This window comes from Pseudomonas farris, from assembly GCF_019145235.1.
GTDB classification, from domain to species: domain Bacteria; phylum Pseudomonadota; class Gammaproteobacteria; order Pseudomonadales; family Pseudomonadaceae; genus Aquipseudomonas; species Aquipseudomonas farris.
The window spans coordinates 1-1,066 of record NZ_JAHSTV010000031.1 but is presented as its reverse complement, the minus strand read 5'-3'; the positions used below and the strand labels follow the sequence as shown (position 1 = coordinate 1,066).

General features: G+C 62.2%; 1 protein-coding gene. It reads left to right on the top strand.

From position 1 onward, the window contains the following. Window positions 1-1,066 (top strand): immunoglobulin-like domain-containing protein (locus KVG95_RS29590; protein ID WP_217858959.1); only part of this gene is annotated, 1,066 nt, incomplete at both ends.

Below are 1,066 nucleotides of genomic sequence, written 5' to 3'. Positions count from 1 at the left end.
TGTCGACGGCAAGTCGGCCGACACCTCGGTTACCGACACTCCTGATACAACCACCCTCAGCCTGAGCGCTACTGACTCGGTCGCTGAAGGCGGCTCCATCGTTTACACCGCGACCTTGACCAACGCCGCCGGGACTCCGGTCACCGTCACGTTGAGCAACGGCGCCGTCATCACCATCGCCGCCGGCGCCACCACCGGCAGCGTGACTGTCGACGCACCGAAGGACGACGTCTACAAAGACGCCGGCCAGGTCGAAGTCACCATCAAGGATGCCGCTGGCGGCAACTTCGAAAACCTGGCCACCAGCCCAGCGGCTGCGGTCACCGAGGTGACCGATACTCTCGACACCTCGACCGTGAACCTGACCGCGACGTCTACCGTCGCTGAGGGCGGGACCGTGGTTTACACGGCATCCGTATCTGCTCCAGTCACCGGTTCGCCAGTGGTTGTCACTCTGTCCAACGGTCAGACCATCACCATTCCGGTCGGCTCGAACAGCGGCTCTGTCGACTTCGTTGCGCCAAACGATGCACTGGCTGGCGGCGGCTCCCTGAGCGTCAAGATCGACGATGCCAAAGGTGGTAACTACGAGAAGCTGGAAATCGACGGGAAGTCAGCAGATACCTCAGTTACCGATACCCAGGACACCACCAACCTGTCGCTGACCGCGACCGGCACCGTGGATGAAGGCGGCCAGATCACCTATACGGCAACCCTGACCAATGCGGCCGGCACACCAGTGACCGTGACGCTGTCGAACGGCACCGTGATCACCATCGAAGCGGGCAAAACCACCGGCTCCGTGACCGTCGATGCGCCGAAGGACGACGTCTACAAAGATGCCGGCACCGTTGAAGCGACCATCAAAGGCGCGACTGGTGGCGGTTTCGAGAACCTGGTGGCTAGCGACACCCCGGCGGTGACCACCGTCAATGACACCCTCGACACCAGCACCGTTTCGCTGACTGCCACTTCGAGCGTCGCTGAAGGCGGGACCGTGGTTTACACGGCATCCGTATCTGCTCCAGTCACCGGTTCGCCAGTGGTTGTCACTCTGTCCAACGGT